This window comes from Citrobacter sp. MGH103, from assembly GCF_001034475.2.
GTDB lineage: Bacteria > Pseudomonadota > Gammaproteobacteria > Enterobacterales > Enterobacteriaceae > Citrobacter > Citrobacter freundii.
The window spans coordinates 2616562-2642269 of the sequence record NZ_CP073043.1; the positions used below are offsets into that span (position 1 = coordinate 2616562).

25 protein-coding genes are annotated in these 25708 nt (G+C 51.7%); 14 read left to right on the forward strand and 11 right to left on the reverse strand.

From position 1 onward, the window contains the following. Window positions 1-92: 92 nt before the first annotated feature. The 6 genes from SK33_RS12615 to clcB all read left to right on the forward strand — a co-directional run bounded on the left by SK33_RS12615 (window position 93) and on the right by clcB (window position 6538). On the forward strand, window positions 93-401 hold the full coding sequence (locus SK33_RS12615; protein ID WP_085951541.1) for a DUF1161 domain-containing protein: 309 nt from the start codon (window positions 93-95) through the stop codon (window positions 399-401). A gap of 148 nt (window positions 402-549) precedes the next feature. Continuing rightward, window positions 550-2988: a selenate/tellurate reductase subunit YnfE gene (ynfE, locus tag SK33_RS12620; RefSeq protein ID WP_048218955.1), complete on the forward strand. Its 2439-nt coding sequence runs from the start codon at window positions 550-552 to the stop codon at window positions 2986-2988. Window positions 2989-2998: 10 nt separating this feature from the next. After that, the gene (locus tag SK33_RS12625) at window positions 2999-3616 is read left to right on the forward strand and encodes a DMSO/selenate family reductase complex B subunit (protein WP_003028915.1); all 618 of its coding nucleotides are present in this window, start codon (window positions 2999-3001) and stop codon (window positions 3614-3616) included. A 1-nt stretch (window position 3617) separates the two neighbouring features. Beyond that, window positions 3618-4472, forward strand: a complete 855-nt coding sequence (locus tag SK33_RS12630) for a dimethyl sulfoxide reductase anchor subunit family protein (protein WP_048218956.1) — start codon at window positions 3618-3620, stop codon at window positions 4470-4472. 42 nt (window positions 4473-4514) lie between these two features. Beyond that, window positions 4515-5129, forward strand: a complete 615-nt coding sequence (dmsD, locus tag SK33_RS12635; RefSeq protein WP_003028918.1) for a Tat proofreading chaperone DmsD — start codon at window positions 4515-4517, stop codon at window positions 5127-5129. 119 nt (window positions 5130-5248) lie between these two features. Continuing rightward, entirely contained in the window at window positions 5249-6538 is a 1290-nt protein-coding gene (gene clcB, locus SK33_RS12640) for a voltage-gated ClC-type chloride channel ClcB (protein ID WP_048219923.1), read from the forward strand. Here clcB and bioD read toward each other — a convergent pair. The 3 genes from bioD to SK33_RS12655 all read right to left on the reverse strand — a co-directional run bounded on the left by bioD (window position 6494) and on the right by SK33_RS12655 (window position 9562). Continuing rightward, window positions 6494-7189, reverse strand: coding sequence for a dethiobiotin synthase (gene bioD, locus SK33_RS12645; RefSeq protein ID WP_003028922.1), 696 nt, complete (start codon window positions 7187-7189; stop codon window positions 6494-6496). The two genes, clcB and bioD, sit on opposite strands and share 45 nt — an antisense overlap. A 125-nt stretch (window positions 7190-7314) precedes the next feature. Next, window positions 7315-8535, reverse strand: coding sequence for a sugar metabolism global transcriptional regulator Mlc (gene mlc / locus SK33_RS12650; protein WP_003028923.1), 1221 nt, complete (start codon window positions 8533-8535; stop codon window positions 7315-7317). Window positions 8536-8653: 118 nt separating this feature from the next. Continuing rightward, a complete protein-coding gene (locus SK33_RS12655) occupies window positions 8654-9562 on the reverse strand; it encodes a LysR family transcriptional regulator (protein ID WP_003836337.1) in 909 nt (302 codons plus the stop codon). A 107-nt stretch (window positions 9563-9669) separates the two neighbouring features. Between SK33_RS12655 and SK33_RS12660 the strand changes: the two genes are divergently transcribed. Beyond that, window positions 9670-10923, forward strand: coding sequence for an MFS transporter (locus SK33_RS12660; RefSeq protein WP_003028925.1), 1254 nt, complete (start codon window positions 9670-9672; stop codon window positions 10921-10923). Window positions 10924-10953: 30 nt separating this feature from the next. Here the strand turns inward: SK33_RS12660 and SK33_RS12665 are convergent, their stop codons facing one another. The 3 genes from SK33_RS12665 to SK33_RS12675 all read right to left on the reverse strand — a co-directional run bounded on the left by SK33_RS12665 (window position 10954) and on the right by SK33_RS12675 (window position 13996). Next, complete coding sequence (locus tag SK33_RS12665; RefSeq protein ID WP_003028926.1) at window positions 10954-11643, reverse strand: CPBP family intramembrane glutamic endopeptidase; 690 nt, start codon at window positions 11641-11643, stop codon at window positions 10954-10956. A 143-nt stretch (window positions 11644-11786) separates the two neighbouring features. Then, window positions 11787-13277 carry a sensor histidine kinase gene (locus SK33_RS12670; RefSeq protein WP_048218957.1) on the reverse strand — a complete coding sequence of 497 codons (1491 nt, stop codon included), beginning with the start codon at window positions 13275-13277 and terminating at the stop codon, window positions 11787-11789. Continuing rightward, window positions 13274-13996 carry a response regulator transcription factor gene (locus tag SK33_RS12675; RefSeq protein ID WP_003028928.1) on the reverse strand — a complete coding sequence of 241 codons (723 nt, stop codon included), beginning with the start codon at window positions 13994-13996 and terminating at the stop codon, window positions 13274-13276. The genes SK33_RS12670 and SK33_RS12675 overlap by 4 nt, the downstream gene beginning before the upstream one ends. A gap of 189 nt (window positions 13997-14185) precedes the next feature. On the opposite strand from SK33_RS12675, the gene msrP reads away from it, so the two are divergent. From msrP to SK33_RS12700, 5 genes are all read left to right on the forward strand, one after another. Continuing rightward, on the forward strand, window positions 14186-15190 hold the full coding sequence (gene msrP / locus SK33_RS12680) for a protein-methionine-sulfoxide reductase catalytic subunit MsrP (RefSeq protein WP_048218958.1): 1005 nt from the start codon (window positions 14186-14188) through the stop codon (window positions 15188-15190). Beyond that, complete coding sequence (gene msrQ / locus SK33_RS12685; RefSeq protein WP_003836364.1) at window positions 15190-15816, forward strand: protein-methionine-sulfoxide reductase heme-binding subunit MsrQ; 627 nt, start codon at window positions 15190-15192, stop codon at window positions 15814-15816. Before msrP ends, msrQ begins: the two co-directional genes overlap by 1 nt. Before the next feature lie 47 nt (window positions 15817-15863). After that, on the forward strand, window positions 15864-17351 hold the full coding sequence (locus SK33_RS12690) for a carboxypeptidase M32 (RefSeq protein ID WP_048218959.1): 1488 nt from the start codon (window positions 15864-15866) through the stop codon (window positions 17349-17351). A 137-nt stretch (window positions 17352-17488) separates the two neighbouring features. After that, window positions 17489-17884, forward strand: a complete 396-nt coding sequence (gene asr, locus SK33_RS12695) for an acid resistance repetitive basic protein Asr (RefSeq protein WP_003028934.1) — start codon at window positions 17489-17491, stop codon at window positions 17882-17884. 270 nt (window positions 17885-18154) lie between these two features. Then, complete coding sequence (locus SK33_RS12700; RefSeq protein WP_003836367.1) at window positions 18155-18976, forward strand: trypsin-like serine peptidase; 822 nt, start codon at window positions 18155-18157, stop codon at window positions 18974-18976. 34 nt (window positions 18977-19010) lie between these two features. Here SK33_RS12700 and mdtI read toward each other — a convergent pair whose 3' ends face one another. From mdtI to SK33_RS26745, 3 genes are all read right to left on the reverse strand, one after another. After that, window positions 19011-19340 (reverse strand): multidrug/spermidine efflux SMR transporter subunit MdtI, encoded by a 330-nt coding sequence (gene mdtI, locus SK33_RS12705; RefSeq protein ID WP_003028939.1) that lies wholly within the window; start codon window positions 19338-19340, stop codon window positions 19011-19013. Further along, window positions 19327-19692, reverse strand: coding sequence for a multidrug/spermidine efflux SMR transporter subunit MdtJ (gene mdtJ, locus SK33_RS12710; protein WP_161799268.1), 366 nt, complete (start codon window positions 19690-19692; stop codon window positions 19327-19329). Before mdtJ ends, mdtI begins: the two co-directional genes overlap by 14 nt. Window positions 19693-19799: 107 nt before the next feature. Beyond that, entirely contained in the window at window positions 19800-19970 is a 171-nt protein-coding gene (locus SK33_RS26745; RefSeq protein WP_085951052.1) for a protein YdgV, read from the reverse strand. Window positions 19971-20108: 138 nt separating this feature from the next. Here SK33_RS26745 and SK33_RS12715 point away from each other — a divergent pair, with 138 nt between their 5' ends. Further along, the gene (locus SK33_RS12715; protein ID WP_046670647.1) at window positions 20109-21143 is read left to right on the forward strand and encodes an AI-2E family transporter; all 1035 of its coding nucleotides are present in this window, start codon (window positions 20109-20111) and stop codon (window positions 21141-21143) included. A gap of 46 nt (window positions 21144-21189) precedes the next feature. Here SK33_RS12715 and pntB read toward each other — a convergent pair whose 3' ends face one another. Both pntB and pntA read right to left on the reverse strand, forming a co-directional pair. Continuing rightward, window positions 21190-22578, reverse strand: coding sequence for a Re/Si-specific NAD(P)(+) transhydrogenase subunit beta (gene pntB / locus SK33_RS12720; RefSeq protein ID WP_032935797.1), 1389 nt, complete (start codon window positions 22576-22578; stop codon window positions 21190-21192). A 10-nt stretch (window positions 22579-22588) separates the two neighbouring features. After that, on the reverse strand, window positions 22589-24118 hold the full coding sequence (gene pntA, locus SK33_RS12725) for a Re/Si-specific NAD(P)(+) transhydrogenase subunit alpha (protein ID WP_048218960.1): 1530 nt from the start codon (window positions 24116-24118) through the stop codon (window positions 22589-22591). Window positions 24119-24643: 525 nt separating this feature from the next. Here pntA and ydgH point away from each other — a divergent pair. After that, complete coding sequence (gene ydgH, locus SK33_RS12730) at window positions 24644-25588, forward strand: DUF1471 family protein YdgH (RefSeq protein ID WP_048218962.1); 945 nt, start codon at window positions 24644-24646, stop codon at window positions 25586-25588. Window positions 25589-25708 lie beyond the last annotated feature (120 nt).

Sequence of the window (25708 nt, forward strand, 5' to 3'; positions counted from 1 at the left end):
GGGATAAGAAGATAATTCTCAATCATATTAGCAAATACAGTTATTTACACCAGAAATGCTAATCTTAGTTTAAGTCGATCATAAAGGAGCTGATGATGAAATACATACCAGGAATTGCCGCGATCATATTGGTAGTCGCTTCCCCGCAGGTTCTGGCGGCACCCGCGTCATGCGAACGCGTAAAAAGCGATATCGAACAGCGCATCATCAATAATGGTGTTGCTGAATCCAGCTTCACGCTGAATATTGTCCCCAACGATCAGGCCGATCAACCTGACTCACTGGTAGTCGGACATTGTGCAAATGATACGCACAAAATTCTCTATACCCGGACCAACAGCGGCAACGCCCCCGCCAATAGCACATCTGCACAAGACGGACACGTCGCCGAACCGCAATAAATCTCACCCTCCGCGCGCGGAGGGTTACTCCAGTTTGATATGCATTAAGATGACATACCCATAAATGGGTAAACTCACTCCATTATTAGCATGCTATTAATTTCGCTGTAGAGATTAATATATAGCGATAACTATAATGGAGTGAGTTATGTCTGATATTGAGCAATATGGAGGCATCAGCCGCAGGACGTTAGTGAAATCCTCGGCTATCGGTTCGCTGGCGCTTGCCGCAGGCGGGCTGTCATTACCTTTTGGAATGCGCACCGCCGCCGCTGCGGTACAACAGGCGATACAACCGGCTGAAGAGAAAGTGGTTTGGGGCGCGTGTTCCGTGAATTGCGGTAGTCGATGCGCCCTGCAACTCCACGTCAAAGATGACGAAGTCGTATGGGTGGAGTCCGATACGACCGGAGACGATATTTATGGTCAGCACCAGGTTCGTGCCTGTCTGCGTGGGCGTTCAATCCGCCGACGGATCAATCATCCGGATCGCCTGAATTATCCGATGAAGCGCGTAGGCAAACGTGGTGAGGGAAAATTCGAACGTATAACCTGGCAGGAAGCACTGGATACCATCAGTGACAGTTTAAAAAATACCGTAGAGAAATACGGTAATGAAGCTGTTTATATTAATTACACCTCAGGCATTGTAGGCGGCAACATTACGCGCTCCTCTCCTTATGCCTCGCTGGTCGCTCGCCTGATGAACTGCTATGGCGGTTTCCTGAGCCATTACGGCACTTACAGCACCGCACAAATCGCGGCAGCAATGCCTTATACCTACGGCTCAAATGACGGCAACAGCACATCCGACATCGAAAACACGAAACTGGTAGTAATGTTTGGCAATAATCGTGCCGAAACGCGCATGAGCGGCGGCGGAATAACGTACTTCCTTGAGCAGGCCCGGGAGCGATCTAATGCCCGGATGATCGTCATTGATCCGCGCTATACCGATACCGCTGCGGGTCGTGAAGATGAGTGGATCCCTATCCGCCCAGGAACCGATGCCGCACTCGTGGCGGGACTTGCCTGGGTTATGATTAACGAAAATCTTGTCGATCAGGCGTTCCTCGACACATATTGCATTGGTTATGACGAGAAAACCCTACCCGCCGACGCCCCCGCTAACGGACATTACAAGGCCTATATACTTGGCAACGGCGATGACGGTATCGCTAAAACGCCCCAATGGGCCTCGCATGTCACCGGGACCCCCGCCGATCGCATTATCAAACTGGCTCGGGAAATCGGCAGCACAAAACCGGCATATATTTGTCAGGGTTGGGGTCCGCAACGTCAGGCTAACGGCGAACTGACCTCACGCGCGATCGCGATGTTGCCTATCCTGACCGGCAACGTTGGCATCAACGGCGGCAATAGCGGTGCACGAGAATCAACCTACACCATCACGATTGAACGCATGCCGCTGCCGGAGAATCCCATCAAGACCCAGATATCCTGCTTTAGCTGGACCGACGCCATCGCTCGTGGCCCGGAAATGACCGCAACCCGCGATGGCGTGCGCGGGAAAGATAAGCTCGATGTACCGATTAAATTTATCTGGAACTACGCGGGCAACACCATTACTAATCAGCACTCAGATATCAATAAAACGCATGAGATCCTTCAGGATGATACGAAATGCGAAATGATAGTGGTCATCGAAAACTTCATGACATCCTCGGCCAAATATGCCGATATTCTGCTGCCGGACCTAATGACCGTCGAACAGGAAGACATTATTCCTAACGACTATGCGGGCAACATGGGATACCTCATTTTTATTCAACCCGCGACGTCACCGAAGTTCGAGCGTAAACCGATCTACTGGATAATGAGCGAAGTCGCCAAACGCCTTGGCAATGATATCTATCAACGCTTTACGGAGGGCCGTACTCAGGAACAGTGGCTCCAGTATTTGTATGCAAAAATGCTGGCCAAAGACCCCGCGCTGCCTTCCTATGACGAGCTGAAAAAAATGGGGATCTATAAACGTAAAGACCCTAACGGGCATTTTGTCGCTTATAAAAAATTCCGCGACGATCCGCAGGTCAATCCGCTCAAAACACCGTCCGGAAAGATTGAAATTTATTCCAGTCGACTGGCGAAAATAGCCAACACCTGGGAGTTGCAAAAGGACGAAGTAATTAGCCCGCTTCCCGTCTACGCCTCTACGTTTGAAGGGTGGGATGATCCGAAACGCAGCGCATTTCCGCTGCAGTTGTTTGGCTTCCATTACAAATCCCGTACGCACTCCAGCTACGGCAATATCGATGTTCTGCAGGCGTCCTGCCGCCAGGAAGTGTGGATCAACCCTGTCGATGCCCAAAAGCGTGGTATTGCAAATGGCGATATGGTGCGGGTCTTTAACGACCGCGGTGAAGTACGTATTGCCGCCAAAGTGACGCCGCGGATCCTGCCTGGCGTCAGCGCAATGGGCCAGGGTGCATGGCACGATGCCGATATGACCGGCGACAAAATTGATCATGGCGCCTGCGTCAATACGCTGACAACACAGCGCCCTTCACCGCTGGCAAAAGGCAACCCACAGCACACTAATCTGGTCGAGATCGAGAAGGTTTAAGGACTAACCCATGACAACTCAGTATGGATTTTTTATTGATTCCAGTCGTTGTACCGGATGCAAAACCTGCGAACTGGCCTGCAAAGACTACAAGGATCTCACGCCCGACGTCAGTTTCCGCCGGATTTACGAATACGCCGGAGGTGACTGGCAGGAAGACAACGGCGTCTGGCGACAGAACGTTTTCGCCTACTACCTCTCCATTGCCTGTAACCACTGTGAAGATCCGGCCTGTACCAAGGTTTGCCCCAGCGGGGCTATGCATAAACGTGATGATGGTTTTGTGGTCGTTGATGAAGATGTGTGTATTGGCTGTCGTTACTGCCACATGGCCTGTCCGTACGGCGCACCGCAGTACAATGCCGCCAAAGGGCATATGACCAAGTGCGATGGCTGTCATGACCGCGTGGCAGACGGCAAAAAGCCTGTCTGCGTCGAGTCCTGTCCGCTGCGTGCGCTGGACTTCGGTCCCATTGATGAGCTGCGCAAAAAATATGGTGATCTGGCAGCCGTCGCCCCGCTGCCGAGTGCGCACTTCACCAGACCGAGTATTGTGATCAAACCAAACGCCAATTGCCGCCCGACCGGGGATACCACGGGTTTTCTGGCTAATCCAAAGGAGGTGTAAAATGGGAAATGGATGGCATGAATGGCCGCTGGTCCTGTTTACGGTGCTGGGCCAGTGCGTAGCCGGGACGCTGATCGTAAGTGGCTACGGCTGGCTAACCGCTAAAGACGAGCTGGTAAAACAACGTATCGTTCGCAGCATGTTTTTTCTGTGGCTGGTGATGGGCATCGCCTTTCTCGCCTCGGTCATGCATTTAGGTTCGCCGCTGCGCGCATTTAACTCGCTGAACAGAATTGGCGCATCGGCGCTGAGTAACGAAATTGCCAGCGGTTCGCTGTTTTTCGCCGTCGGTGGCCTGTGGTGGCTGGTGGCGTTTCTCGGTAAAATGCCCGCAACGTTAGGTAAAATCTGGCTGCTGTTGAGCATGTTGCTGGGCCTGGTATTTGTCTATGCGATGACCAACGTCTACCAGATAGACACCGTCCCAACCTGGTATAACGGCTATACTACACTGGCGTTTTTCATGACGATGCTGCTGAGCGGGCCGCTGTTTGCCGCCCTGCTGCTGCGGGCTGCGGGTGTTTCCTGCAGCCCTGCCAGATTCGCCGGTATCAGCGTGCTGGCCCTGCTGGCGACCGTGGCTGTTGTTGTGCTGCAGGGACTGTCGCTCAGCGAAATCCACAGTTCGGTACAAAACGCCGGCGCGCTGGTGCCCGACTACGCAAGCCTGCAAGTCTGGCGCATCCTCCTGCTGGTTGCGGGTCTGGGCTGCTGGATATGTCCGCTTGTCCGTCGCAAAGAACCGTTCGTCGGCGGACTGGCGCTGGGCTTAGTGTCCGTCCTCGCCGGTGAAATCATTGGCCGCGGCTTGTTTTACGGTTTACATATGACAGTCGGAATGGCTGTCGCAGGTTAATTTTCGGGTGCGGGGCAACCCGCACTGTTCAGGATTGTTTGCATGACCCATTTTTCACAACGTGACAACTTTTCCACCGCAGCGCGTGTGCTCGGCGCGCTGTTTTACTATGCCCCAGACAGTGCCGAAGCTTCGGCACTGGTCAGTGCGTTAAGCAACGATGGTTGGCAGGCGCAGTGGCCGCTTGAAAAGACAACGCTTTCGCCGTTAGTTGCACAGTTTCAGGCTGAGGCCGATGAGTCTCTCCCGCAGGCCTGGCAACGTCTGTTTGTTGGCCCTTATGCGCTCCCTTCTCCGCCCTGGGGATCCGTCTGGCTGGATCGTGAAAACGTGTTGTTTGGCGACTCCACGCTGGCTCTGCGTCAGTGGATGCGGGACAACGGTATCCAGTTTGCCATGCAGCAAAATGAGCCCGAAGATCACTTTGGTTCACTACTGTTGCTGACGGCCTGGCTTGCTGAGAACGAACGCCACACCGAGTGCGAACAGCTGCTGGCCTGGCATCTGTTCCCATGGTCATCGCGCTTCCTTAATGTATTTATCGAAAAAGCCGATCACCCGTTCTACCAGGCGCTGGGTGAGCTGGCGCGTCTGACGCTGGCACAGTGGCAATCACAGTTACTGATCCCGGTAGCCGATAAGCCTTTGTTTCGTTAATTTCGTCACAGGCAGGATGCATACTGCCTGTGGTGCATCCTGTTGCGCACGCTGAGCTTTTGCTTCTGTTGTCAAATAGCCGCAAAATAAAACGTCTGAAACTTCCTCTCTGGCCACACATGCATCATTTACATGCTTATCCTGACCTGCGCGCCATGTTCCGCCGTCTGCTGATCGCCGCGTTGATTGGCGTCCTTGCTGAGCTGGCCGTCGCAGGATTTCGTCATGCCATGCTGCTTCTCGAATGGTTGTTTCTGAGCAATAACACGGGGAGTCTGGTCAACGCTGCGACAAACCTTTCGCCTTTAAGGCGTATGCTGACACCTGCACTCGGCGGTCTGGCGGCTGGATTACTGCTGTGGGGCTGGCAAAAATTTAACCGTTTACGCCCACAGGCTCCCACTGATTATATGGAAGCCCTACAAACCGACGGACAATTTGACGTCAGTGCAAGCCTGGTGAAATCGCTGGCCTCGTTACTGGTTGTCGCCAGCGGGAGCGCTATCGGACGCGAAGGTGCCATGATTTTACTGGCGGCGCTGGCGGCTTCCTGCTTTGCTCAACGCTTTACCCCACGTACAGAATGGAAGTTATGGATTGCCTGCGGCGCCGCAGCGGGTATGGCCGGAGCCTATCATGCCCCGCTGGCGGGCAGTTTATTTATTGCCGAAGTGTTGTTTGGCACGCTGATCCTCGCATCACTGGGACCGGTAGTGGTGTCCGCCGTAGTCGCATTACTCACCACCAATCTGCTTAGCGACAGCAATGCGCTGCTGTATACCGTGCACCTGTCTCGGGAATTGCATACTCTGGAATACGTTATGATTGTCAGCACCGGTCTGACTGCTGGCTTCTGCGGACCGCTCTTCATGAGGCTGATGACCGCCAGCCATAATGGTTTTTTGCGCTTAAAACTCTCGCCGCCGTGGCAACTGGCGCTTGGTGGGTTGATCGTTGGCCTGCTTTCATTGCTCACGCCTGCAGTCTGGGGTAATGGCTACAGCGTGGTGCAGTCATATTTACTTTCGCCACCGCTGCTGGCCGTAGTTAGCGGGATTTTTATCTGCAAATTACTGGCGGTGCTTGCCAGCAGTGGATCCGGTGCGCCAGGTGGCGTGTTTACGCCAACGCTGTTTGTCGGCTTGTCGGTGGGCATGCTGCTGGGTCAGGTATGGGGATTATGGCTTCCGGGCTCGGATGAAATTGCTATTTTGCTGGGCTTAACGGGGATGGCCACGCTGCTGGCGGCTACCACGCATGCACCAATAATGTCGACCTTGATGGTTTGTGAAATGACCGGGGAGTATCGCCTGCTCCCCGGATTACTGATTGCCTGTGTCCTGGCGTCGGTGCTGTCGCGTACGTTACGCCACGACTCTATCTACCGACAGCACGCTGCCGAGCATTGACAGACGGATGTACTGCGACAGCTCACGCTGCTCTGCACGAGGCAGATAAGGCAGTTCACCGATAAGCGGGGCAGGTAATTTTTTACCCAGCACATCAATGATTTCCGCATAATGCGCCAGCCCCGGGTTGATTCGGTTCGCGACCCAGCCAATCAGCGGCAGTCCGTCGCTGGCAATCGCCTGTGCGGTGAGGATGGCATGATTAATACAGCCTTCCTGGATACCCACCACCATCAGCACCGGCAGTTGTTCCTGCACCACCCATTCCGATAACGGACGCAGATCGTTCATCAAGCTCCGCCAGCCTCCGGTGCCTTCCACGACAACGTGATCGACTTTTTCGCTGAGGCTTGCGAGACCGTTGGATAACAGGGTGTAATTGACCGGACCACTATGCGCTACGCTACTTTCGTCTTCGCTGAGCGCAATCGGGTTGACCGCTTCGTAAGGCAGTTCGATAGTGGACACGCTTTGCAGCACCAGCGCATCTTTGTTGCGCAGACCTTCGGGCGTCTCTTTGCTGCCTTTGGCTACAGGTTTGTAACCCGCAACGCTTTTACCCCCTGACGCTAACGCTTGTAGTAATGCGCGGGAAACCACGGTCTTCCCAACAGAAGTGTCTGTACCTGTAATAAAGAAACGCTTCAGCATCACTAACTCCACCGTTATGCTTTGAAAATATAAGTCAGGAAAATAAAACAGTGGAGAAAGTCTAAGGTATGACGACCAGGATCAGCTTGAGATAGCGCAATTTTTCGTACAACAGTTAAAAAATGTTAACCCTGTAATAGACGAATCAACAAAGAACCGTTATACATCGCGTCCTTAACGAGCGCCGCCCCCGCCATCGTCCCCTGATTGGTAAACTGCGTACTTTCGACGACTATATGCTGACTGTAAGCCGGAAGTGCCTGCTGACGAATGCTGTCAGCGATGGTAGGGAACAAGATATCTGCCGCTTTACTGAGCGGAGACCCAATCAATATCTTTTGCGGGTTGAACAAATTCACCATGATGGCAAGAATTCTGCCGACGTGGGTCCCGACGCCGCTAATGATATCTTTCGCCAATAAATCACCCTGCATTGCCGCCAGACACAGTGCGTCTACCGTCAGCGGTTGTCCGTGTAAAGAAGAACTCATTGACTGCTTCAAGCGCACCTGCGCCAGTTCGAGCACGCTGTCGACGCTGGCGATCGTTTCCAGACAACCATGGTTACCGCAGTAGCAGCGTTTACCGTACGGATCCACCTGCGTATGGCCAATTTCCACCAGGCTACTGCTGCCTGCATGCAGTAAATGACCGTCAGTGATCACCCCTGCACCCACATTATGATCGATCACCACCTGAATGACGTCGCGCGCGCCGCGCGATGCGCCGAAAAGCGCCTCAGCCATGGTCCAGGCGCTGATATCATGCTGAATATAGACCGGTACGCCAGTATGGTTCTCAAGCGCCTGGCCCAGCGGCATCTCTTTGACATCTTCGTAAAATGGCATGCGATGCACGATACCGTTTTCAGTATCAATAATGCCGGGTAAGGTGATGGCGATGGAGGTTAAGCGTTCCAGCTTTTGTTGATGGCGGATGAAAAACTGGTCGACCTGGGTAATAACACGTTCCAGAAGCGGTGTTTCACTGACCAGCTCCATTTCAAGACAATCTTCTACCACCAGTTTGCTGCTCAGATCGCGCAGTGCCAGAAAGATCTCGCCGCGACTGATACGGATGGATAAATAGTGCCAGGCTTCCGTTTCAACAACCAGCCCAACTGCCGGACGCCCACGGCTGCCCGCTTCCTTGATTTCCAGCTCTTGCACCAGGTGCGCTTCGAGCATTTCGCGGACAATTTTAGTAATACTGGCAGGCGCCAATTGCGCCAGGCGAGAGAGATCAATACGCGATACCGGACCCAGCTGATCAATCAGGCGATAAACCGCGCCAGCATTGGTCTGCTTAATTTGATCGATATGCCCAGGCTGACTATCAGCAACCACCACTTACTCCCTTTATTTTCGCGCTCCGAAATAATCTGCGGGCTATGGTGAAGCACTTCAATGGCTCCCGTCAACTTTTTACTTAGCCTTGTGATTTACTGCACATTTTCACTCATTTTTAAACTAAATTAATCGCCTGAACGGCCGCCAGCAGCTGCTCACGAAAGCGTTGCGCGGCGTGACTTTGCTCATGATGCTTTGGCCACACTAACCACATTTCCGAGACAGCATCTTCTTCCGCTATCGGGATCCAACACATTTCATATAGCTGCACCCGTTTAAAAGAAGCAGGAAGTATAGAAACCCCTAATCCTGCAGCCACCAGCCCGATGATAGTCATCGCTTCGCCAACCTCCTGCGCAATCGTCGGTTTTAGTCCATAGCGACGCATCAGGCCAAGAATATCGTCATACAACCCTGTCCCCACATGGGGATCAAAAAAGACAAATGGTTCATTCGCCAGTTCGGCCAACGTGACCACGGGTTTTTGCGCCAACGGATGCGCGCGTGGGATCATCGCCATCAGTGGTTCATGCAGAATGATTTCACGCTCCAGCGTTTCCGGAAGCTGCGTATTGCGCAGAAGTCCCAAATCCAGCGTCCCTTCATTAAGCGGGGCAATTTGCTCACGTGTGTTCATTTCGCGGGTTTGCATATGCACTGCCGGGTAGCTTTGGCGAAACAGAGATAACGTATCTGAAACGGCTTTGATAAACGGCGCCGACGACGTAAAGCCGATACGCAATTCCCCTGCTTCTCCCAAATGCAAACGCTCAGCCCTGGCGGCGGCTTCATTAACCAGCCCGAGGATCTGCCGACTGTCTGCAAGAAACTGCTTTCCGGCAGAGGTCAGCGCCACGCTACGGTTAGTTCGGGCAAGTAACCGGGCGCCAACCTGCTGTTCAAGGATCTGGATCTGCTGGCTTAGCGGCGGTTGCGAAATGTTTAATCGCGCTGCCGCCCGACCAAAATGCAACTCTTCGGCAACGGCCACAAAGTAACGTAAATGACGCAGTTCGATATTCATATTTTAAAAATATTATTTGAGATTATTAATATATTAGACAGAATATTGTGATTTTCATACTCTTAAGGCTGGTCCTGTAGACGTAATTGGATGAGCAAGGATTTCAAGTGAGCCGTACAACAACTGTCGATACCGCGCCAACAAGCGATGTTGATGAACAGATAGTTACCCCGCCGGATGGTTTTATCAAACGCGGAACATCCCCATTTATGCGTGTCACGCTGGCGCTGTTTTCCGCCGGACTGGCGACTTTTGCCCTCCTCTATTGCGTACAACCCATACTGCCTGTGCTTTCGCACGAGTTTGGTGTCTCTCCTGCCAGCAGTAGTATTTCGCTCTCCATTTCAACGGCGATGCTGGCGATAGGGTTACTGTTTACCGGTCCACTTTCAGATGCTATTGGCCGCAAGCCGGTGATGGTTACCGCGCTGCTGCTCGCCTCTTGTTGTACGCTCCTTTCAACAATGATGACCAGCTGGCACGGTATTTTAATCATGCGGGCGCTGATAGGACTTTCACTGAGCGGGGTCGCGGCGGTAGGGATGACCTATCTGAGTGAAGAGATTCATCCTAGTTTCGTCGCCTTCTCAATGGGCTTGTATATCAGCGGTAACTCGATTGGCGGTATGAGTGGTCGCTTGATCAGCGGCGTGTTTACCGACTTTTTTAACTGGCGTATCGCGCTGGCGGCGATCGGCTGTTTTGCCCTTGCCTCTGCGCTGATGTTCTGGAAAATCCTGCCGGAATCTCGTCATTTCAGACCAACGTCGCTGCGCCCGAAAACGTTGTTTATCAACTTCCGCTTGCACTGGCGCGACAGAGGCTTGCCGCTGCTGTTTGCGGAAGGTTTTTTACTGATGGGATCGTTTGTCACGCTGTTTAATTACATCGGCTACCGCCTGATGCTCTCTCCGTGGGAGCTCAGCCAGGCGGTTGTCGGTCTGTTATCTGTGGCGTATCTGACCGGGACCTGGAGTTCGCCAAAAGCAGGTTCTATGACCACTCGTTATGGCCGTGGCCCGGTAATGCTCTTTTCAACTGGCGTGATGCTGGTTGGACTGTTGATGACCCTGTTCACATCGCTATGGCTGATCTTCGCCGGGATGCTGCTCTTTTCAGCCGGTTTTTTTGCCGCGCACTCCGTAGCAAGCAGCTGGATTGGACCACGGGCAAAACGCGCTAAAGGCCAGGCTTCTTCCCTGTATCTGTTCAGCTATTATCTGGGATCCAGTATTGCCGGTACGCTCGGCGGCGTATTCTGGCACAGCTACGGCTGGAACGGCGTGGGCGGATTTATCGCCCTGATGCTGGTGCTGGCGTTGCTGGTCGGCGCACGTTTGCACCATCGTCTGCACGTATAATCCCCGATGCCCGGATTCCGGGCATCGCCTTTATGAATCAGGCAGTAACGTCTGGGCTCCCATTTGCAGAGCAATAACCGTCCCGTTCATCACTATATGCAGCATGATCGGCATCAACAGGCCGTTGCTTTTCAGTCTGGCGATGATCAAAACCTGCGACACAAGAAACAACATCAGCAACGTACGTAGATCCACATACTGCGTATGCATGATGGCAAAAATGACCGATACCACCACTGACGACAGCCAGGTTTTATTATTGAACCAGTACTGGAACGCGTTGAATAAACAGCCTCTGAAAACAATTTCTTCATAAACTGGCGCAATAAATATCAGAGTCAACGTAGATAACCACAATGCGTAACTACTTAAGGATATTTGGCTGGTCACCCACGCTTCGGTTTGTCTGAGACCCAAAATCAATGGCAGGATAAGCTGAATAAACAGCAGCGCCGCGAACAAAATGGTAAACCACCTGGCGTTGAAAATGCCTTTGCCCAGCCCCTCTCTTTTTCTGAAGAAGAAGTAATACAGCGGAACCAGCACAACAAATTCCAATGCAAACAACAGCGGGAAAAGTAGCCCTTTGGCAAGCAGGTCCTGACTCGCGGGGAAAAACAACGGGGTAAACGTGAGGCCAAACATCAGTAAAAACATTGAAAAGCATCCAGCTACTGCTTTGGTCCTGGCGATATACAGGTTGTCGGCATCCTGTGACATACAATCTCCTTGCGCTCATCGAAGATAAGTTGATGAATTACCGATACATGATAAAAATTCTCATTATCACTGACAACCTACCAACTTTTACGCAATGCCCATTGGGGCAATGCCAAAACCCTCTTTACTCCGGAACTTCACCGTCAACTACTCAGGGGAGAATCCGCCAGCGGCAACGAAAAACGGAAGCAGGCCCCTGCCGTTGAGCTAACCAGGCTGATATCCCCTCCATGCAGCTCGAGCATTCTACGCACGATCAGTAAGCCCAAGCCGCCGCGCTCAGCCCTCTGCTCACGGGGAACTAACGCGGTCGGGCGCTGAAACAATACTTCTCGCACAGCTTCTTCTACCCCAGGCCCGCTGTCCTGCACTTCGGCTAATAAACGGTCTGCATCACGCCAGACTTTTAGCCGCACTTCACCTCCGTCAGGCGTATGACGGATAGCGTTATCCAGCAGATTCGTCACAACTCTTTCTATCATCGATAAATCGGCATTCACCAGCGGTAACGGCCCCATTACGTCAAGGTGCAACTGCAAATGACGCGTGGCAACAGGGAGATCAAATTTCTGTGCCACATCCTGGATCAATTCACCAATAGCAAAACGTTCACGCTGCGGTTTTATACCGCCATGCTCCAGTCTTGCCAGCTCAAACAGCTGTTGTGACAGATGACGAACTTTATGTCCCTGGCGCAGCGCGATACTAAGATAATGCCGGTTTTCCTCCGGCGTCATCGTATCGGCTTTCAGCGACAGCATTTCCAGATACCCCAGCAATGAAGTCAGCGGCGTGCGTAAATCGTGCGAAATATTGGCTATAAACTCTCTGCGCTGACGATCGCTGTCCGCTAATAGATCCCACTGCTGCGCAATTTTCTGCGCTAACTCGATAAACGCATTGTTCAGCAACGCAATTTCATTTGCCGGGGCCGGATCGGGATTTTTTTGCGCCAGCTGTTTGATGACGCTAATGCTGTCCTGTTCCAGTTTGACCACCTGCCCAGTCAACCTTTTCACTGGATTCGTCACCCATCGCCACACCAGAAAACCTGCAATTCCGCCAGCTAATAAAACCAGTATTAACGTCCAGGCCACTGTATTCCAGAGCGTTTTTTGCCAGGCGGTATTCGCCAACATATTCAGATCTTCGCCCTGCAGAATAATGTACAAATAGCCATGCAGCTCACCGTTATATAAAACCGGCGCGGCGCTGAATACCTTTTGCTGGCTGCTGCGCGGATCGTTGCCATATACGGGCAACGCATCTGAGTTAAGGAAATCCTGAATCGGCTGCACGCTAATTTTCTGCCGCTGGACATGCCCCGGCGGTGCGGCATCAGCGAGTATTTCACCTGATGGTGAAACCAGATACAGCTCCACGCTGGGGTTGAGCGTCATCAGGTGATTAAACAATCCTTTTAAGGTCTGGCGATTAACCTGCCCGCTGGCATCAATAAGCGACTCACTTTTGACAATCTTGCTCGCCAGCTCCAGCGAGAGCCTTTGCACCATCGCGTCGCCATATTGTTTGCTACTGCGAACCTGGACAGCACTGACGGCAACCGCACAAATCAGCATAATGGCGGTAAAGACCAGAGTCAGACGCTGGCTCAGCGACAGGCGATAAATCATGGCTGATGCTCCGCATTAACCGCAGCAAGCTTATAGCCTCGTCCCCAAACCGTGAGAATAATTTCCGGCTCCGCAGCATCCTTTTCAATTTTGGTCCGCAGACGATTAATATGACTGTTCACCGTATGCTCATACCCTTCATGCTGGTAGCCCCACACCTGATCTAACAGCGCCTGGCGCGAAAAGACCTCGCCTGGATGACGGGCGAAAAAATAGAGCAGATCGAATTCTCGCGGTGTCAAATCGAGGGATTTACCATGCAGCCGAACTTCCCGGGCTAAAGGGTCAATCTCTACGCCATGAACGGTGATAATCCCCGCCTCCATACGCAAGTTCTGACTCATCGCTTCCTGACGGCGAAACAACGCCTTCACCCGAGCCATCAACTCCAGCACCGAGAAAGGCTTGGCCAGATAATCATCGGCCCCCATTTCCAACCCCAATACACGGTGCGTTTCGCTGGTCCGGGCGCTGATAATAATAACGGGCAAATAAAAACTCATTTGGCGAATGCGACGACAAATCTCCAGCCCGTCGACACCTGGCAGCATCAAATCGAGGATAACGGCATCCCAAACGTGTTTCTCCAGTTGTTCAAGCGCTCGCGTGCCGTCCGCTTCATGAACTATCTCGTAACCCTCATCCTTCAGGCTAAGCTGCAAAAGTGAGGCAATATCGCTGTCATCTTCCACCAAAAATATCTTTTTCGCGCCTGCCATCAGTGTCATCCCCCTCTCGTCGTGCTGAAAGCTTACCTCAGGCAAGGGGCGGAAGTTATCACAAAATTTTTAACTTTTCGTGAGGATCCAGGGATACGCATACGCGCAGTATGTCGTTATAGACACACCAGGCATCAACAGGGAAACGTCGCTTTGTTTTCCTTAACATGAAAATAAAAAGGAAAAGTTATGCAGAAAAAACGTCCACTTCGGGAAGCTGATGTTACAGCCGAATCAGTTTTTTTTATGCAACGACGACAAATCCTCAAAGCACTTGGGATAGGCGCGGCGGCGGCCACGCTGTCTTCCCCTACACGGGCTAATTTGTTGGATTGGTTTAAAGGCAACGATCGTCCACCAGCACCCGCAGGCAAAGCGCTCGAATTTACAAAGCCCGAGCGCTGGCAAAACAGCCTGTCTCTGACGCCAGAAGACAAGGTGACGGGCTACAACAATTTCTATGAATTTGGTCTGGATAAAGCAGATCCTGCCGCCAATGCCGGTAGTCTGAAAACCGATCCCTGGACATTGACGATCAACGGAGAGGTCAACAAACCTTTAACCTTGGATCATGATGCGCTGACCACTCGCTTTCCGTTAGAAGAGCGTATTTACCGGATGCGTTGCGTTGAAGCATGGTCGATGGTTGTGCCGTGGATCGGATTTCCTTTGCATAAATTATTGGCGCTGGTTGAGCCAACCAGTCACGCCAAATACGTCGCCTTTGAAACTCGCTACGCCCCTGATGAAATGCCCGGCCAGAAAGATCGCTTCATTGGCGGTGGGTTAAAATATCCCTATGTTGAAGGTCTGCGTTTGGATGAAGCCATACATCCGCTAACACTGCTGACCGTAGGCGTATATGGCAAAGCATTGCCGCCGCAAAATGGGGCGCCGATACGCTTGACCGTACCCTGGAAGTACGGCTTCAAGGGCATTAAATCGATAGTCAGTATTACGCTGACGCGTGAGCAGCCGCCGACGACCTGGAATATGTCAGCACCGAATGAATACGGTTTTTACGCCAACGTAAATCCGCAGGTCGATCACCCTCGTTGGTCTCAGGCTACTGAACGGTTTATCGGTTCGGGTGGCATTCTTGATGTACAGCGACAGCCCACGTTACCTTTTAATGGTTATGCCGATGAGGTGGCATCGTTATATCGGGGTATGGATCTTCGGGAGTATTTTTAGTGAGGTTGACCGCAAAACAGATAACCGGCCTGAAAGTGCTGCTGCATCTCGCCGGTTTTTTACCCCTGCTATGGCTCTTTTGGGCCGCGCAGCATGGCGGGTTGGGTGCCGACCCGGGAAAAGATATCCAGCACTTTACGGGCATTACCGCGCTAAAGTTTTTGCTTGCTACTCTGCTGGTATCCCCGCTTGCACGCTATGCAAAGCAGCCTTTGTTGTTTCGTACCCGGCGGTTGTTAGGTTTATGGTGCTTTGCATGGGCCACACTGCATATGGCCAGCTATGCTCTGCTGGAACTGGGTATACAAAATCTGGGATTGTTGGGTCGTGAACTGGTTTCACGCCCATGGCTAACCCTGGGCATGACCGGTTGGATTATCTTATTCCTGTTGACGTTGACCTCCACGCAAGCCGCGCAGCGTAAAATGGGCAAACGCTGGCAAACATTGCACAACTACGTCTACCTGGCCGCCATTTTGCTACCGCTGCATTACCTGTGGTCGGTAAAAGTGTTATCACCGCTTCCTATTATCTACGCCATCTGTTTTGTGGTTCTGTTGGCTTTTCGCTATAAAAAGCTTTTACGAAAAACCAGGTATAAAGGTGTGTTTATGAAAAGTGAGTGAATCACGGTAAACTTCTTAACCACACCTAAACAGAACGAGAACAAAAAATGAGTAACAATGATAATTACCATCAGCTCACCCGCACGTTCCAGCGGCTCTCTCGCTTCTCCCACCTCTCGGCAATCGCCAGTTGGAACATGTTTACCATGATGCCGTCAGGAGGAAGCAAAGCCCGCGGCGAAGCGCTGGCCGAGCTGAGCGTGCTTGAACACCAACTGTTAACCGATCCGAAAGTGGCAAGGTGGATCTCCGCAGCGCAACATGAAGACCTCAACGATGTAGAACAGGCGAACCTGCGCGAAATGTCGCGACTGCATCACCAGGCATCCTTGTTGCCGGAATCGTTGGTAGAAGCAAAATCACTTGCGGGAAGCCGCTGCGAGCATGCCTGGCGTAGCCAGCGACCGGCAAATGACTGGGAAGGATTTTCCGAAAACCTGAAAGAGGTTGTGAAGTATAGCCGCGAAGAAGCCCGACTGCGCGCAGAAGCTAAAGGCTGTTCGCCGTATGACGCGTTACTGGACATCTTTGAACCGGGAATGACCAGCGCGCAGTTGGATGACCTTTTCGCGGACGTTAAAACCTGGCTACCCGACCTGCTAAACAAGGTAGTGGCAAAGCAATCTCAACAGTCGCTCATCGCCCCGGTAGGCCCCTTCCCAACAGCTGTACAGCGAGAGTTGGGTCTTGAAACAATGGCACAGCTAGGTTTCGACTTTACCGCTGGTCGGCTGGATATCAGTGCACATCCCTTCTGTGGCGGCGTACCAGAAGATGTTCGCATTACCACCCGCTATGATGAAAACGAATTGCTCAGCGCGCTGTTTGGCGTGATCCATGAAACCGGTCACGCCCGCTATGAGCAAAATCTTCCGCGTAACTGGTCAGGGCAACCTATCGCTCTGGCACGTTCCACCGCCATTCATGAGTCCCAGAGTCTGTTCTTTGAGATGCAACTGGGACGCAGTAAAGCCTTTCTGACACGGTTAATTCCTGCTGTAACGCGCTACTTTGGCGATCAGGCTGCATTTGAAGAAAGCAATTTCATCGCCTGGAACCAGCAGGTCAAACCCGGGTTTATCCGTGTTGATGCCGACGAGGTGAGCTATCCCGCTCACGTGATCCTGCGTTATGAAATCGAACGTGCGCTCATTAATGGCGATATTGAAGTGGATGATATCCCGGCATTGTGGAATGAGAAAATGCAGGCCTGGCTGGGGCTGTCAACGATCGGAAACTATCGTAACGGTTGTATGCAGGATATTCACTGGACCGACGGCGGCTTTGGCTACTTCCCTTCCTATACCTTGGGCGCTATGTATGCGGCGCAGTTGTTCAGTGCCGCTAACCGCGCATTACCTGATTTGAATCAGTCTATTGCGCAAGGTGAGTTTGGTCCCCTGTTTGACTGGTTACGTCAGAACATCTGGCAGCATGGCAGCCGTTTCACCACTGAACAGCTTATTACCCAGGCCACCGGAGAGCCGCTTAGCAGCCGTTATTTCCGCGCCCACCTGGAAGCCCGCTATTTGTAATCTCATACCGTGAGTCATTGTACATATCGTTACACGCCGATACCAATGACTCACGGAAGCCCTGTGATTACAGCGATATAGTTATTTCAACGGCCCCGCAGTGGGGTTGAATGAAAAACCAAATCGAGGGTATGAGAATGAAAAAAGTATTAGCTCTGGTTGTTGCCGCTGCTATGGGTCTGTCTTCTGCTGCATTTGCTGCTGAAACAACTGCTACAACCGCTCCGGCTGCTGCAGCAACCACTAAAGCTGCGCCGGCAAAAACCACGCATCATAAAAAACAGCACAAAGCAGCGCCGCAGAAAGCACAGGCTGCCAAGAAACACGCTAAAAAATCCACCACAAAACCGGCTGTAGAACAGAAAGCACCAGAGCAGAAAGCTCAGGCTGCTAAAAAACACACCAAAAAAGCGGCAACCAAACCAGCTGCAGAACAAAAAGCGCCAGAGCAGAAAGCTCAGGCCGCTAAAAAACACACCAAAAAAGCAGTAAAACACGACACTGCTAAACCAGCAGCTCAACCTGCAGCATAACGCATTTGTAGTCACTATGGCGTCCCCCACGCCATAGCATACGGCGCTAGATCGACCTGATGTAGCGCCGCCTTTCGGAGGGTAAAATGGTGTCACATTACCGCTTTGAGTTAATTCTTATTACGCTGATAATTTGCGCCATCATCGCCATGCGTTTTTATCTTGCCTGAATGTAGTTATCTGATTTTACTCCCACTTTCACGTCGTCCCGTCTATAGTATTAACTGAGGGTTTGCTGTTAATAATCATAATTCCCCACCAGAGCGTGATATGCATAAAACCATTGCTGTATTACTGGGTTCACTTTGTTTACTTCCTGTCGTTGCGCATGCAGACAAGCCTGCAACGGACAGCGCTGAAGCAGAAAATATAAAAACGCTGTTTTTTGGTCATGACGATCGCATAAAGGTGACTGACCCTACACAATCACCGTGGGACGCTATCGGGCAACTGGAAACCGCCAGCGGTAACCTGTGTACCGCCACGCTCATTTCGCCACATCTGGCCCTAACGGCCGGACACTGTCTACTCACCCCCCCGAAAGGTAAGCCAGACAAAGCCGTCGCATTGCGTTTCGTGTCTAAAAAGGGTCTCTGGCGCTATGAAATCCACGACATTGAAGGCCGGGTTGCGCCCTCACTTGCCAAACGTTTAAAAGCCGATGGTGATGGCTGGATAGTGCCGCCTGCCGCAGCCCCGTGGGATTTTGGTCTGGTGGTGCTGCGTAATCCGCCGTCTGGCATCACACCGCTGCCACTGTTTGATGGCGACAAGGACGCGTTAACCGCGGCGCTAAAAACTGCAGATCGTAAAGTCACGCAGTCGGGCTATCCGGAAGATCATCTGGACGACCTGTACACACATCAGGATTGTGTGGTGACCGGCTGGGCGCAGAATACCGTCTTGTCACACCAGTGCGACACGCTCCCGGGCGACAGCGGTTCGCCATTGATGTTGCAGACAGAGTCTGGCTGGCAGTTGATTGGTGTGCAAAGCTCCGCTCCAGCAGCCAAAGATCGCTGGCGGGCAGATAATCGCGCCATATCCGTGACCGGTTTTCGCGAGAAGCTGGAAGCGTTAGCGCAGGAATAACACATGCTGCCCGCATTAACGGGCAGCATGGATATCAGGCAAGTTTTATCATTATCATTCCGGCCAGCAGCAGTATCACGCCGATCCAGCCCTTATTATTCAGACGCTGACCAAACAGCACCCAACCTGCCGCTAACGTCGCGGCAATACCGAATCCGCCCCACAGGGCATAAGCCACCGAAAGATCGATACCTTTTACCGCCTGCGACAGCGCGCTAAAGGCTGCTAACACGGCAGCTAACGACAGCACGCCATAAATCTTGCGGCGAAAACCATCGGAAAATTTCAAAAAGACGTTAGCGACGATTTCCAGCACGATAGCCATACCCAGCCAGGCACCGTGAACCCATTCAAACTGTTGCATGGGTCACCTCTTTGCCTGGTTTAACAGGCTTTCGGGTGCCGGATTTAATCAGCACAATGCCGACCACCAGTGAAGCCAGTCCTGCCACCTTCAATGTGGACAAGGTTTCGTCAAATAACAGCACGCTAAACAGCGTAATAAATAAAATACCGATCCCTTCCCACAGGGCATAGGCCACACCAAGGGCAATTTTTTTAACGGCAAAACTGAGAAAAATATACGATAAGGCGATCATTACCAGCATTAAAATAAAGCCCGAATTACCATGGCCGACGCTTGCCCATTTCATTGAAAGCGTACCAGTAATTTCAGCCGCGATGGCCAGACCTAATAATATCCAGTAAAACATGATGCTTCTCCTGCTTGAGAATATAGTCCTTTGGGCCTACTGCATGCAGTAAACCAAAAAATAAAATTAGTTAGCTCAGCGCACAGCGCCAGCTCAGGCAGAAGAAGGGACTAAAGCGCGTTGCGCCAGTGTTGCTCACCCGCAAGCAAGAAAGTGGAAGAGGTACGAAGAAGTGAAGGTAAACGCAAAAACATCCTGAACATATTGTCCATAATATTACAATTATCCGCAGTGTTGCTTCTCATCATCGCGGATGATAATTGTCCTCGGTAGTTAAACACAGATGATTTGTATCATAGCTTCAATACGAACTCAAAGTCTTTTCACTTCTTTACCTGCCCCGTTTGATTTTTGTTATAACGGCTCGACGCAAATCACACTATTATTCAGATTCAAAAATCAAAAACGCAGGAATACACATGGCGAAACCGATCATCACGCTTAACGGTCTAAAAATAGTCATTATGCTGGGCATGCTGGTTATCATTCTGAGCGGCATTCGCTTTGCCGCAGATATCATCGTCCCCTTTATTCTGGCGTTATTTATAGCCGTTGTGCTGAACCCCGTGGTGCAGCGGATGGTCAAGATTCGCATACCGCGCGTATTTGCGGTGTCATTGCTCATCGTTATTATTGTAATGCTAATGGTACTGCTGTTAGCGTATTTAGGTACATCCTTAAATGAGCTTGCGCGTACGCTACCGCAATATCGCTCTTCACTGGTTATTCCACTAAAAAATCTTGAACCATGGTTACAACGCGCAGGGATCGGCGTTTCCGTGGATGAGCTCGTCAAATATATCGATCCAAACGCGGCAATGACGCTGGTGACCAATTTGCTGGCGCAGCTTTCGAATGCTATGTCATCGATCTTTTTACTGCTACTGACGGTAGTTTTTATGCTGCTGGAAGTACCGCAACTGCCCAACAAACTAAAACAAATGATGAGTCGCCCCATTGAAGGTATGGCGGCGATTCAACGCGCCATCGACAGCGTCTCTCACTATCTGGTGCTTAAAACGGCAATCAGCATTGTGACCGGGTTGGTCGCCTGGGGCATGCTTGCTGCATTGGATGTGCGCTTTGCCTTTGTCTGGGGATTACTGGCCTTCGCCCTGAACTACATCCCTAATATCGGTTCGGTATTGGCGGCCATTCCCCCTATTGCTCAGGTGCTGGTATTTAGCGGCCTTTACGATGCGCTGGTGGTTCTGACCGGCTATCTGGTCATCAACCTGGTATTCGGGAATATCCTCGAGCCGCGGATCATGGGGCGTGGACTTGGACTGTCTACGCTGGTGGTTTTTTTGTCGTTAATCTTCTGGGGCTGGCTGCTCGGCCCTGTTGGGATGCTGCTTTCTGTTCCGCTAACCATCATTGTGAAAATCGCGCTAGAGCAAACCAATGGCGGTCAAAGCATTGCAGTGTTACTGAGCGATCTCAACAAAGAGTAAAATGCAAAACGGCCTCCGCAGAGGCCGTCTTAGTTTTCACTGACGATTACAACGCTTTCAGAATCGCATCCACGCTGGCTTTGGCATCGCCAAACAGCATATGGGTGTTTTCTTTAAAGAACAGTGGGTTCTGCACACCAGCATAGCCCGTGTTCATCGAACGTTTGAACACGATGACGTTCTGCGCTTTCCATACTTCAAGCACCGGCATACCGGCGATCGGGCTGTTTGGGTCATCCTGTGCCGCCGGGTTTACCGTATCGTTGGCACCAATCACCAGCACGGTATCGGTATCGGCGAAATCATCGTTGATCTCGTCCATTTCCAGCACGATGTCATAAGGGACTTTGGCTTCCGCCAGCAGTACGTTCATATGACCGGGCAAACGCCCTGCTACCGGGTGAATACCGAAGCGCACTTTGATGCCGCGTGCGCGCAGTTTCTCGGTGATTTCCGCGACCGGATACTGTGCCTGAGCCACTGCCATGCCGTAGCCCGGGGTGATGATCACGGAGTGCGAGTTCTTCAGCATTTCTGCTGTGTCTTCCGCAGTAATCTCACGGTGTTCACCGACTTCTTCATCTGATCCGGTAGAAGAACCGTCAGAACCAAAGCCACCTGCAATAACGCTGAAAAATGAACGGTTCATCGCCTTACACATAATGTAAGACAGGATCGCACCAGAAGAACCGACCAGCGCACCGGTAACGATCAGCAGATCGTTGCTTAGCATAAAGCCCGCCGCTGCAGCAGCCCATCCTGAATAGGAGTTGAGCATTGAAACGACCACCGGCATATCCGCACCACCGATGGAGGCCACCAGATGCCAGCCAAAAGCCAGTGCAATTATGGTCATCACCAGCAGCGCCAGAACCTGCAGGCCCACGCTTTCGGTACGGACAAACACCACCAGCAGCAGGAAAGAAACAACCAGCGCCGCCAGATTCATTTTGTGACGATTCGGCAGCATCAGCGGTTTAGAGGAGATCTTGCCGCGCAGTTTGCCAAAGGCCACCACAGAACCGGTAAAGGTTACCGCACCGATGAAGATACCCAGGAACACTTCCGTCAGGTGAATGTTCACCAGAATCGGCTCCAGGCCCGTATCGTGATACAGGTAGCTGTTGAAGCCCACCAGTACCGCTGCCAGACCAACGAAGCTGTGCAGAATTGCCACCAGCTCCGGCATCTCGGTCATCTCAACTTTCTTCGCCAGACGAATACCAATCGCGCCGCCGATGATCATCGCCACCAGGATCCACGCAACATTGCCGGTATCCGGGCCAAAAATCGTGGCAATCAGCGCAATCGCCATCCCGGCGATACCGTAGTTGTTACCCTGCTGAGAGGTTTCGTGTTTCGAAAGCCCCGCCAGACTAAAAATAAACAGGATCGCGGCAACAATGTATGCAGCTGTAACTAATCCTCCAGACATATGTTACCCCTTAGTTTTTCCGGAACATTTTCAGCATGCGCTGAGTCACGGTGAAGCCACCGAAAATATTAATGCTGGCAATAAGCACCGCGATAAAGCTCAGGAAACTCACCCAGCCACCCTGGCCAATTTGCAATAACGCCCCAACCACGATAATCCCTGAGATGGCGTTAGTCACAGACATCAACGGTGTATGCAACGCATGTGACACATTCCAGACCACGTAGTAACCCACCACGCAGGAAAGCGCGAACACCGTAAAGTGACCAAGGAACTCTTTCGGCGCAACATCGGCGAGCCAGCCAAACAAAATCACCACCAGCGCCATCAGTGCATATTTGCGCCACGGAGAGACAGGTTTTTTCTCTTCTTTCGGTGCAGGTGCGGCTTTTGGCGCAGCCTGCGGCTGAGCAGAAACCTGGATAGGCGGCGCAGGCCAGGTGATTTCACCCTCGCGAACCACCGTGACACCGCGAACAACCACGTCGTCAAAATCGACGGTGATATTGCCGTCTTTCTCTTTGCACAACAGTTTGAGCAGGTTGACGAGGTTGGTGCCGTAAAGCTGGGAAGATTGCGTTGGCAAACGGCCAGGCAGGTCGGTATAGCCGATAACCTTCACCCCGTTCTCGGTGGTTGTCACCTGATTAGGCACGGTATATTCGCAGTTACCGCCGTTTTGCGCGGCAAGATCGACAATTACGCTGCCCGCTTTCATCGAATCGACCATTTCACGGGTGATCAGTTTCGGGGCCGGTTTGCCCGGGATCAGCGCAGTGGTAACGATAATGTCGACGTCTTTCGCCTGCGCAGCGAAGAGTTCCATTTCGGCTTTGATGAACGCCTCGGACATCACTTTGGCATAACCATCACCGCTGCCCGCTTCTTCTTTAAAGTCCAGTTCAAGGAACTCGGCGCCCATGCTCTGCACTTGTTCCTTCACTTCCGGACGGGTATCAAAAGCACGCACGATAGCGCCCAGGCTGTTTGCCGCACCGATCGCCGCAAGACCTGCCACACCCGCACCAATCACCATGACCTTGGCAGGTGGAACCTTGCCTGCGGCGGTGATCTGGCCGGTGAAGAAGCGACCGAATTCATGTGCAGCTTCAACAATAGCGCGATACCCGGCGATGTTCGCCATTGAGCTCAAAGCATCCAGCGACTGTGCGCGCGAAATACGCGGCACGGAGTCCATCGCCATAACTGTCACGTTTCGCTCTGCAAGCTTTTGCAACAGTTCAGGGTTTTGCGCGGGCCAAAGAAAGCTCACCAGCGTCGTGTCCGGATTGAGTAACGGAATTTCCGCCTCCTCCGGCGCATTGACCTTCAGGATGATCTCTGACTGCCAGACTGCATTTCCATCAACAATTTCTGCGCCTGCTTGTACAAACGCCTTATCGTCAAAACTCGCCAGTTGACCTGCACCGCTTTCAACCGCGACGCTGAAACCTAACTTAAGCAGCTGCTCAACCGTCTTCGGCGTGGCTGCAACGCGGGTTTCATTGGTTAACCGTTCTCTTGGTATGCCAATTCGCATAATGTTCCCTTCCATCTGTAATTATGATGATGGTTTATCAATGTTCGCACGAGGCATGCGCGCACTCTCGAGAGAGGTCAGTGTTACCTCAATAAAATAAAACAGTAACAAACTCTGTATAACCTACTGAAAATGACGCCTGTGATCTAGCGCCAAAAAACAGTATTTATTATGAAATTCGCAAAATAGAGATGAATCGAACCTCAGACAGATAAAATGCCCTAAAAATAGCCCACAAAGGCTGATAATTCGCTTAAGCGAAGCGGCAAAACATGATTACGTACCTGCCAAAAACAATTAATTAACATTAAATTAACTTATGAAATTCAACTGCTTTATCAGTTTTGCTCACCAAACGCCGAATTTTTCGGCATATCACTAAATGTTATCGATATTGTTAAGCCAGGTGGCACGATGAGTGAAAAATGACGCAGACACTGACGCAATTTAAATGCAATAATCAGCGACGTTTCTAGTCAATAACAATACCAGTACCTGGTTTGCGCAAGGCGAAGGATTATTTTTATGAAGCTTAAGAACACTCTCCTGGCGTCCGCACTTATTTCTGCGACTGCTTTTTCTGTCAATGCAGCGACAGAATTGACGCCGGAGCAAGCGGCTGCCCTGAAACCCTATGACCGCATTGTGGTCACCGGTCGTTTTAATGCTATCGGTGATGCAGTTGCTGCCGTATCACGCCGTGCAGATAAAGACGGTGCAGCCTCCTTTTATGTTGTTGATACTTCAGATTTTGGCAGCGGCGGTAACTGGCGCGTTGTTGCCGACGTCTATAAAGCTGACGCTGAAAAAGCGGAAGCGTCAAAAAACCGTATCATTAACGGCATTATGGAATTGCCTAAAGATCAGGCCGTTCTGATTGAACCTTACGATACCGTTACGGTACAGGGTTTCTACCGTAGCCAGCCTGAAGTAAACGATGCAATCACCAAAGCTGCGAGAGAGAAAGGTGCATATTCCTTCTATATCGTGCGCCAGGTCGATGCCAACCAGGGCGGCAACCAGCGTATTACCGCATTCATCTACAAAGCTGATGCGAAAAAACGCGTCGTGCAAAGCCCTGATGCAATCCCAGCAGATTCTGATGCCGGACGCGCCGCATTAGCAGCAGGTGGCGAAGCCGCGAAGAAAGTTGAGATCCCAGGCGTTGCGACTACCGCTTCTCCGAGTGCTGAAGTCGGTCGCTTCTTCGAAACGCAATCCACCAAAGGCGGACGTTACACTGTCACGCTACCGGATGGAACCAAAGTTGAAGAACTGAACAAAGCGACCGCCGCCATGATGGTACCGTTCGACAGCATCAAGTTCACCGGTAACTACGGCAACATGACGGAAGTTTCTTATCAGGTAGCAAAACGCGCTGCGAAAAAAGGCGCGAAGTATTATCACATCACCCGCCAGTGGTCAGAACGTGGTAACAACGTGACGATCAGCGCCGATCTGTATAAGTAATACCCAATGTATTATCAGGTCTACAGTCCTTGTAGACCTGATAATTTCGCGCAGTTCTGCTCCCAGACAAAACAAAAACAGCAGTATTAAGACGACTTTTCACACTATTAGTCACAAATC